The organism is Phormidium pseudopriestleyi FRX01, from assembly GCF_017313335.1.
GTDB lineage: Bacteria > Cyanobacteriota > Cyanobacteriia > Cyanobacteriales > Laspinemataceae > Laspinema > Laspinema pseudopriestleyi.
The window spans coordinates 1-8,662 of sequence record NZ_JAFLQW010000125.1; the positions used below are offsets into that span (position 1 = coordinate 1).

7 protein-coding genes are annotated in these 8,662 nt (G+C 45.2%); 5 read left to right on the forward strand and 2 right to left on the reverse strand.

The window, feature by feature from the left end:
* Window positions 1–299 precede the first annotated feature (299 nt).
* The 5 genes from J0895_RS04775 (at window position 300) to J0895_RS04795 (ending at window position 6,828) form a co-directional block, all read left to right on the forward strand.
* Entirely contained in the window at window positions 300–545 is a 246-nt protein-coding gene (locus J0895_RS04775) for a type II toxin-antitoxin system RelN family antitoxin (RefSeq protein WP_207086977.1), read from the forward strand.
* Between the two features lie 54 nt (window positions 546–599).
* Window positions 600–1,544, forward strand: coding sequence for a lysylphosphatidylglycerol synthase transmembrane domain-containing protein (locus J0895_RS04780; RefSeq protein WP_207086978.1), 945 nt, complete (start codon window positions 600–602; stop codon window positions 1,542–1,544).
* 126 nt (window positions 1,545–1,670) lie between these two features.
* The gene (locus J0895_RS04785) at window positions 1,671–3,302 is read left to right on the forward strand and encodes a hypothetical protein (protein ID WP_340643450.1); all 1,632 of its coding nucleotides are present in this window, start codon (window positions 1,671–1,673) and stop codon (window positions 3,300–3,302) included.
* A 131-nt stretch (window positions 3,303–3,433) separates the two neighbouring features.
* A complete protein-coding gene (locus J0895_RS04790; RefSeq protein WP_340643451.1) occupies window positions 3,434–5,098 on the forward strand; it encodes a hypothetical protein in 1,665 nt (554 codons plus the stop codon).
* Entirely contained in the window at window positions 5,095–6,828 is a 1,734-nt protein-coding gene (locus J0895_RS04795) for a hypothetical protein (protein ID WP_207086980.1), read from the forward strand. Before J0895_RS04790 ends, J0895_RS04795 begins: the two co-directional genes overlap by 4 nt.
* A gap of 30 nt (window positions 6,829–6,858) precedes the next feature.
* Here the strand turns inward: J0895_RS04795 and J0895_RS04800 are convergent, their stop codons facing one another.
* Window positions 6,859–7,620, reverse strand: a complete 762-nt coding sequence (locus J0895_RS04800) for an LmeA family phospholipid-binding protein (RefSeq protein WP_207086981.1) — start codon at window positions 7,618–7,620, stop codon at window positions 6,859–6,861.
* 324 nt (window positions 7,621–7,944) lie between these two features.
* Window positions 7,945–8,547, reverse strand: coding sequence for a pentapeptide repeat-containing protein (locus tag J0895_RS04805; RefSeq protein WP_207086983.1), 603 nt, complete (start codon window positions 8,545–8,547; stop codon window positions 7,945–7,947).
* Window positions 8,548–8,662: the final 115 nt, after the last annotated feature.

Below are 8,662 nucleotides of genomic sequence, written 5' to 3' on the forward strand. Positions count from 1 at the left end.
ACGGGGTCATCAGGCAGCACAAAATCATCGGGCAACTTTTCCCAAGTGATCCGGTAAGTGGGGGATGTAGCTAACATGATGATTCCTGCCAGGGTAGGGTTCATTCATTACTATATCATGGCTCTGAGTGCGGCGTCTTGTCGGGGTGATTTATGAATCGCCGTGAAACTTAGGGTTTGATTGAATGGTTGATTATAATGATATAGGGTATCCTGTGATGCACTTGTGACTCTGCTATCACCTGTTGCCTCCAGGCAGTGGGATTGACGCAGTTACTACTACCTCTTAAAGGACCAAAAATGAAAGCACTCAAGGTTATGGCAACGATTGATAACCAGGGGCAACTGACTTTAGATTATCCCCTAATTAACGATAAAAATAGTCGAGTTGAAGTGATTGTTTTGATTCCTGAACCTTCAGAAATCGATGAAGAGGAAGAATCGAAGGCAGCGCTTCTACAGAACTTTCAGCAAGCTTGGCACGAAGCGATGACTGGAGAAACTATCCCGATCGCCCAAGTTTGGTCAGGGATTGAAGATGCCTAGAAAACTTAAGTCTGACCTGTTTACCTCCTGCAACTTACCCTGAATTAACGATTAATGAAACGACTGATTTCTCTGACAATTAGCTTACTTATTCTGGCGGTTATCTACGGGAAACTTGATTTTCCCAGGTTGGTTCAGGTGTTCCAAAATTGCGATCGCCTCTGGATGGCGGTGAGTCTGGGAATGGTTGTCCCCCTGGTGGCGATTACCAGTTGGCGTTTACAACAGCTTGCACCAGCGAGTTCGGGGCTGGATTTTCCCGAGGCAAATCGGCTGATTCTGGCTTCTAGTGTGTTAAATATGGTATTGCCGTCGAAAATGGGGGATATTGCTAAGGCTTATTTTATGCGCGATCGCGGGCATTTGAGTGGCTCTTTGGCCCTGTCTTTGGTGGTGTTTGAAAAAGCCTGCGATTTGCTATCTCTGCTCTTATGGTGCGTTTTGGGCTTGCTATTATATCCCGCGAAAGATGCTTTGTTTTGGGCGATGACGACGGGGGTTACCGGGGGATTAATAGTCGGGTTATTCTTGTTAAGTTCTCCTCGGTTTGCTCGGGTCTGTTTTGCAATAGCTTCCCGTTTTGCCCCGAAAAAGGTTAAAATCAAGCTGGATAAGTTGTGCTTTTCTTGGGGGGAAATGCACGATTATTTTTGGGGCGATCGCCGTCGGTTGTTCACGGTTACTCTAACTTCTATTTTCCTCTGGTTTTGCCATCTCTTACAAATTTGGTTCTTTATTCTCGCCCTCAATGCCTGGACGCCATTTCTAACTAACCTCGCCCTCTCTCCCTTAGCTATTCTCGCCGGTTTGATGCCCTTAACCTTTGCCGGAGTCGGAACCCGAGATGCAGCTTTAATTCTGTTTTATCAGCCCTATTTTGGAGAGGCAACGGGAGCAGCTTTGGGATTACTGTGCACCTCCCGTTATTTGCTTCCAGCTATTGCGGGATTACCGTTTTTAGAGCGATATTTATCCACCCTCCGCGCCCAAAATCGTTAGGAATACTCTAGGATTGATTCTCCCGGAAATTGCTTCTGTTTAATTATGAATAATTTACGCAAATTCCTAACTGCCCCTATTTCCCATCGATTCAGTCCAATTGTGATATTTTGGTTCAGTTTGAGCTTGACTTTTGCGACCATTTATGGGGGAATGGTATTGCAAAAAGCCTTTAGCGTTGAATATATGGTTCAGGATGATGCGAGGCAGCACGTCTTTTGGATGCAGCGATTTGTGAACCCGGATTTATTTCCAGGCGATTACATTGCAGATTATTTTCAATCTGTGGCCCCGGTAGGATATACGGCGGTTTATCGGGGAATGGCACTGTTAGGAATTGAGCCATTATTGTTGAGTAAGTTGTTACCGATCGCCCTAGTGATTATCACTACAATCTACTGTTTTGGGTTAACCTTACAGTTGTTTCCGGTCCCGTTGGCTGGATTTATCAGTAGTGTATTGCTGAATCAAAGTCTCTGGATGAAATTTGATGTAGTTTCCGCAACTCCCCGGGCTTTTTTATATCCGATATTTGTGGCATTTCTCTATTATTTATCTCGAAATCAGTTAGTGGGCAGTTGTGTGGCGATCGCCCTGTTGGGACTCTTTTATCCCCAGTATGTTTTCATCGGTTCCGGTATCTTACTCTTGCGTCTAGTTTCTTGGCAATCCCGACGTATTTCTCTCTCGCGCAATTGGCGGGATTATCTATTCTCAGGAATCGGTTTAGCTGTAGCATTTGCGGTGATGTTGCCTTATGCCTTAAAAACTAATGAATATGGTCCAGTTTTAACCGCTGCTGACGCCATGAATTCCCCAGAATTATGGCCGGGAGGACGGAACCCATTTTACCATGAAAACCCCTTTTATTTCTGGTTAATTGGAGAGCGATCGGGAATTTTACCGCCTTTGTTGCCTCCGCTGATTTGGATGGGAATTTTCTTACCTTGGGTTTGTCGGTATCCCTCCCGGTTTCCTTTGGTTTCGCAAATTTCTCCGGCATTTCAGCTATTAAGAAACCTGATATTAGCAGCAATCTTGATGTTTTTCGCAGCTCACTCAGTGTTATTTCGTCTGCATTTACCCAGTCGTTATATTGACCATAGTTTTAGAATTGTTTTAGCAGTAGTAACCGGGATTCTGATTACCATTTTGATAGATTGGGCATTGGGAGTTCTAACGCCATTTTTAGGGCAGTTTCACCAGTTTATTGCAGCAGGCATGATGCTATTTTTCACCGCTGCCCTGATTTTTTATCCGAACTATACGCCGAGTTTTCCTCGCACGAATTATCGTCCGGGACCCTTGCCGGATTTGTATCAGTTTTTCCAACAGCAACCCCAAGATATTTTAATCGCTTCTTTAAGCGGGGAAGCGAATAATTTACCGACATTTTCCCATCGGTCTATTTTAGTAGGGCGGGAATATGCAATTCCCTATCATCAGGGATATTATCGCGAATTTAGTCAACGGATGCGAGATGTAATTCGCGCTCAATATAGTGGGGATATGGCAATAGTGCAAGGGGTGATTGAACAGTATGGAATCGACTTTTGGTTAATTGAGCAATCGGCGTTTGAACCGGGGTATTTTGCCCGGAATCGGTGGTTGCAACAGTATCAACCGGAGGCGGATGAGGCGATCGCATCCTTAGAATCGGGAAATTTGCCCTTTGTTGCCCAGGCGATCGCCCGTTGTACGGTATTTAACACGGGAGATTTCTTGGTTCTCCAATCTCAGTGTATGATCAACGATTAAGAGTACATTCTCTACCCCATTCACAGGGGTTAATTCCGTTCCCTTTCACTAACTTCACTCTCTTGTCTATGAGAATGCCCAACCTGCATCGATTTCTGACAGGTCCCTTGGAAAAATCTCCAAAATCTACCGTGATTTTTTGGCTAAGTTTAACCTTAACCTTTGCTGCGGTTTATGGGGGTTTGGTATTACATCAAGCGTTTAGTATCGACTATGTGGTACAAGATGATGCGCGGCAGCACGTTTTTTGGATGCAGCGTTTTATCGACCCCGAATTATTTCCAAATGATTGGATCGCGGATTATTTTCAATCCGTTGCACCAGCGGGATATACTGCCCTTTATTGGATGGTTGCCAAGTTGGGCGTTTCTCCGATGCTGCTGCATAAACTCCTGCCTCCTGTATTAGGATTAATCACGACAGTTTTCTGTTTTGGCATCACAATAGAACTGTTGCCAGTACCCGTGGCGGGATTTATCAGTGGGTTATTGCTGAATCACTACATTTGGATGCGGGATGATGTGGTTTCCGCAACTCCCGTGGCGTTTGTTTATCCGTTGTTTACCGGATTTATCTATTATTTATTGCGGCGCAATCTCTGGGGAACTGGCGCATTCGTTGCCCTCCTTGGGTTATTTTACCCGCAATGTTTGTTAGTTGCAGTCGGCATTTTAATTTTACAATTTTTGCGTCTGACTGATTGGCGTCCTCATCGGAAACAACCTGGAAAGCTGTATCAATTTTATGGCAGTTTATTCGGAATTGCCGCGATAGTTATTATCGCCTATATGTTGAAGTCCGATGATTATGGTCCGGTGATTACTGCTGCTGAAGCTAAAACTTTACCGGAGTTTTTAAAGCGGGGTAAAAGTGAGTTTTTCTCCCAGGATTGGGGCCATTTTTGGTTTGCCGGACAACGGAGTGGGATGATGCCTCGGTTTGGCATAATTTCCCCGCTGATTTTAGGAGGAATTTTACCACTTCTACTTCGATTTCGCGGAATTTTCCCTTTGTCGGTGCAGATAAAACAGGCAGGTATTTTGCTGGAGATTATTCTGGCATCGTTAGGAATGTTTTTCCTATCTCATCTGCTGTTATTTGAATTACATTTACCCAGTCGCTACACGGAACATACCTTGAGGATTGTCAGTGCGATCGCCGCTGGAATCACCGTCACCTTGCTCATGGATGCACTTCTGATTTTGGGGGAAAATATAAATCAAAAAACCGTCACTCGGATTGGATTTTTCTTGATTTTAGCTATCCTTATATTAGAACCTCTAGGGTTAAATCGATTCCCTCGCACTGATTATCAATTTGGGTATTTTCCGGCATTATATGAATTTTTTGCCCAACAGCCAAAAGATATTCATATTGCATCGATTACGGAAGAAGTCAATAATATTCCCTCGTTTAGTCAGCGGTCAATTTTGATGGGCAATGAAGGGTATGGCGTGCCGTATCATGAAAGGTACTATGCAGAAATCCGGGAACGGAGTATCGATTTAATTCACGCCCATTACAGCCCTAATTTAGCCGAAATTGAGCAATTTATCACCGAATATGGTATTGATTTTTGGTTAATTGAGGAAGATGCGTTTACAGCATCATATCTGAAAGACGATCGCTGGATGATGCAATATCAACCGGAGGCAAGTCAGGCGATCGCCCAACTGGAGGAAGGAATTACCCCAGCTTTAGCAACGGTTCGCGATCGCTGCACCGTATTCCGTACCGACAAATTTGCTGTCTTAGATTCTGCCTGTATTCTCACCTTCAATTCATCCCCCCTATGATATCATCCCAATTTCTTCGCATCCTCTCCAACTCCTCTCGTCGAGGGCAGATTTTCTGGCTGATTGCCACCCTTTGTGTGGCGGCAATTTATGCAATTTTTGCCTTAAAAATTACTTTATCTAACGCCTATATCATCCAAGATGATGCAAGGCAGCACATCTTTTGGATGCAGCGGTTTTTAGATCCTGAGTTGTTTCCTCATGATGTAATGGCAGACTATTTTGAATCCGTCGCCCCTGCTGGATATACAACCTTTTATCATCTCGGGGCAAAACTGGGAATCAACCCGTTTTTATTGAATAAAATTCTGCCCTTAATTTTAGTAATTATCGCCACATTCTATTGCTTTAAAGTGGTGATGGAGCTTTTCCCCGTGCCATTTGCCGGGTTTATTTGCGGATTGCTGCTGAATCAAAACGTTTGGTTACAAGATGATATTCCCTCCGCCACGCCCGTTGCTTTTGCCTATCCCTTATTTTTAGCCTTTTTGTATTACTTACTGCGAGAAAATCTCATCTTAACGGGAGTAACCATCGCCCTCTTAGGACTATTTTATCCCCAATGTGTTTTTCTAGCATCGGGTCTTTTACTGTTCCACTGTTTGTCCTGGAATCAAGGCCAAATTTCTCTGTCTCCCCACCGGAAAAACTATTTACTGTCCGGGATTGGTTTAGCTGTCGCCCTGGCGGTGATGTTACCTTATGCCTTGAAATCTTCAGAATATGGTCCAGTCTTAACCGCTGTGCAAGCCAAAACTTTATGGCCCAGCTTTTTTATTGATAATCCTTTGGAATATTGGTTATGTTGGCGGCGAACCGGGATTTTTCCGAGTGAATGGTGCGAACTTTCTTTCAGTTTGCCTCAAATTTGGTTAGGGGTTTTGTTGCCGGTTCTGTTGCGATTTGCTTCACGGTTTCCCCTAGCTGAAAAAATTAGCCCACGTTTGATTCTATTGCCGCAATTATTGGTCGTTTCATTGACAATGTTTTTGGCGGCTCATGCCCTGTTATTTCAACTGCATCTTCCCAGTCGCTATACGGAACATAGTCTGAGACTTGTGATGCCGATCGCCGGGGCGATTTCTTTAACTTTAATTTTAGAATGGTTGGTTCAAAAACTGCGGAATACTCCGGCCAAAAACTCCAAATTCATTTTGGGAATAACGGCTACTGCCTTGTTGACAATTTTGCTAATTTATCCGATTCTTTTGAGAAAATTCCCCGATGTGGATTACAAAATTGGCAAATTTTCACCCCTCTATGAATTTTTATCCAGTCAACCGAAAGATACTTTAATTGCTGCCATTGCTGAAGAAACCGATAATCTGCCTTCCTTTACCAATCGCTCTATTTTGGTCAGTCCCAGTTATGTGATTGGATATCATCAGGCTTATTATCAAGAACTCAATCAACGGGCGATAGAACTTTTGAGAGCTCAATATAGTGAAAAGTTAGATGCGGTCCAGCAGTTGATTCAAAAGTATGGGATTGATTTATGGATTGTAGAACGGTCCGCTTTTACCCCGGAATATTTAGAAAAAAGCCCTTGGTTACGCCGCTTTCAACTGACGGAAACTCAACCGCTTTTTAAGGCTGCTAAACAAGCGGAGGCAGCACTCCGAAGGGGAACAGTTCCGGCATTAGTGGGAGCGATCGCCCCTTGTACTCAGTTTGAGACGGGGGATTTCGTCGTACTCCAGGCGGAGTGTCTGACGAAGCATCCCCGTTAGCGATCGCCCAAATTTGAGGCGATCGCTCACTTATTTTTTCCCCTTCCCCGAGGGGAACTGATCAATCTGCGCAGAACCATAAAATACAACTTCCTGGTTTTGCAGTCGGATCCGATCCACCCGCAATTGGCTTCCCTCTAAAGCAAATTTATCCAAGTCCAGCAGGTTATTGACATGATTAATCAACTCCTTACCCAAATCAACCGCCTTCTCGTCTCCGCCATAACTCACTTCGATAAATTGAATTTTCCTGCGTTCTTCCACCTGAACGCTGGCGGTCATATCCAGGGCGATCGTTGTGTCAGAGTTGCCTAGACTCACTTGCGACAAAATTTGAATTCTTTTATCTGGGGTGAGGTTAACCTGAGTTTGGTGAAAATTTAAGCACTCCCCTTGATACTGTAATCTTTGAAGTTTTTCGACTACAAATGGCGTATTAAAGGAAATGGTTAAATCTGACTCGGTTAAAACCACTCTCATGCTGGCGCTGGTGGGTCGTCGTAACTGGACTTGACCGGCAAAAATCGCGCCAATATCAATGGCAACGGCTTGCAAGTACAATTCCATGTTCTCGATGCGCAGGCCATTATACATCAGCATTCCTTTGCCAATGAAGTCAAAGCCATCGACGCTGCCCTGCAACAGCTTGGTTACGGGTTCGGCTCGAACATTGGCTTCAACTTTTTCAGATTTCTTGAACAACGCAGCGATCGCGGTTCCCGCTACTTTACTAACGAGGGCATCACCACTTTGATTTTGAAACGGTTTACTGCCAAACAATGAGGATACCATTTTTTTGCAGGGTTGTTTACCACTCCATTATAACGGTTCATTACAAAATGTAAACTTTTGTGATGGTTATGGATACCATAAGGGAAACCAGGGGTAACCCTGGGGAAGAGGGGGAAATTTGGAGAATTTATCGGGGTTGATTCTGAGTCCCTAAACCCCTTAAACCTACGCCCGGTAGTCCGTTCACTTTTTTAATTCCTCGGATAGCCCTGCCTAGGTCCCGGGAAAGATTGGGCGGGGCCTCTACCCGGATTGGAGGAGACTCCACTCAAAAAATCTACCTTTTTAAGGAGAAATTCGAGCAGAAATCCACTGCCTCCTTCATCAATCCGACGTTCTGTGTTCTGCCAAAGGCGTCCCTTCCACACAAGCCCCTTCCAGTCTTGCGCCTAGCCATTGCGTTTGCTCCATCGTGGCACAGAGCAAGTTGGACCCGGTTAAATTGGCCCCGCAAAAGATGGCCCCATTGAGGATGGCTTCTTCTAAGTCAGCGGAGGATAAGTCGGCACCGGAAAGGTTGGCGGAGCTCAGTTCTGCCCCTTGCAGGATGGCGCGATTGAGGAGAGAACCGCGCAAATCCGCCCCGCGCAAGTCTATCCCGCTCAAATCCAATTGGCTACAGACGGACCCGGCTAAAAAAGCCCCAGCAAAGCTGGCATCGCGCAGGTTGGCATCGACTAAAATCGCCCCGCGCAAGTCAGCATTCCGACAATCGGCCCCAGATAAGATGGCCCCGGTGAGGTCGGCACCGCGTAAGTTGGCGCGTAATTGCGCCCCGCGCAGGTCGGCCCCGGAGAGATTGGCTCCCATTAAATTGGCCCCTTGCAAGTCGGCACCGGCCAGATCAGCCCCGCTTAAGTCGGCACCGGAAAGGTCGGCATTTTGCAAATCTTTAATTTTTCCTTGTCGAATCGCTTGTAAATCCATGAAAGTTGGGTGGGTAATTGGGTGAGGGAGATGGGGGAGACTTACAAGAGTAGTTTTTTTACGTTCAGGGGGGATTTGCCTCACATTTAAGATTACTTCCGGTCCCCTCCCCTTG

Bases quoted from the DNA above. Each gene is read 5' to 3' on its own strand.
- J0895_RS04795 (WP_207086980.1), top strand. From the start codon at position 5,095: ATGATATCATCCCAATTTCTTCGCATCCTCTCCAACTCCTCTCGTCGA.
- J0895_RS04805 (WP_207086983.1), bottom strand. From the start codon at position 8,547: ATGGATTTACAAGCGATTCGACAAGGAAAAATTAAAGATTTGCAAAAT.
- J0895_RS04780 (WP_207086978.1), top strand. From the start codon at position 600: ATGAAACGACTGATTTCTCTGACAATTAGCTTACTTATTCTGGCGGTT.
- J0895_RS04775 (WP_207086977.1), top strand. From the start codon at position 300: ATGAAAGCACTCAAGGTTATGGCAACGATTGATAACCAGGGGCAACTG.
- J0895_RS04800 (WP_207086981.1), bottom strand. From the start codon at position 7,620: ATGGTATCCTCATTGTTTGGCAGTAAACCGTTTCAAAATCAAAGTGGT.